The sequence below is a fragment of the Oleiphilus sp. HI0086 genome, assembly GCF_001635225.1.
The window spans coordinates 1-817 of record NZ_LWFZ01001133.1 but is presented as its reverse complement, the minus strand read 5'-3'; the positions used below and the strand labels follow the sequence as shown (position 1 = coordinate 817).

The 817-nt window shown below is 43.3% G+C and carries 1 protein-coding gene; it reads left to right on the top strand.

Translation table 11 applies throughout. From position 1 onward, the window contains the following. Positions 1-817 (top strand): MMPL family transporter (locus A3756_RS19990; RefSeq protein ID WP_156490628.1); only part of this gene is annotated, 817 nt, incomplete at its 3' end.

The following is an 817-nucleotide window of genomic DNA, read 5'->3' as shown; positions in this document are numbered from 1 at the left end:
ATGCTAGGCAATGCCTTTTCTGAATCAGCCCAGGACGACCTTGCAAACCTGTTTCCGGTCATGTTTGTGATAATAATCTTCACCTTATTATTGCTTTTACGTTCGTTCACCGGTACCGCCGTAACCTTGGTTGTCATAATAATGTCTATCGCCAGCGCAATGGGAATGTTCGGTTGGCTAGGATGGACGCTTACCGGTCCAAGCACCTCAGCGCCCACGGTAATCATGACAATGGCCGTTGCCGATTGCGTTCATATTCTAGTGACCTTTCTATTTAACATGCGGCACGGAATGCTTAAAGCCGAAGCAATGCAAGAAGCCATACGTATCAATTTCCAGCCGGTTTTCATCACCAGCATCACAACAGTTGTTGGCTTTATGACACTTAACTTTAGTGAAGTTCCACCCTTCAGAGATTTAGGTAATACTGTAGCTATGGGCGTCGTTGCAGCATTCTTTCTATCAGTATTTTTACTTCCAGCACTGGTTATGGTGCTACCGGTAAAAGAGAAGAAGCAAGCAGATAAAGCACACAAAGGCCTTGATGCAATCGCTAATTTCGTCATTAACAAACGCAGACAAATTTTGATCGGTACCGGCTTGGTAACAATCGCCATTTTCTCTGCTATACCATTAAATATGATAAATGACGACTTTGTCGGTTACTTCAAGCAAAGTGTAGAATTTAGAAAAGACACCGACTTTACCGCTGAAAACCTTTCTGGCATTTATACAATTGAATACTCACTAGTTGCCGGAGAATCCGGTGAGATAAGCAACCCGAAATTCTTACAACAGGTCGAGGCATTCAGCCAAT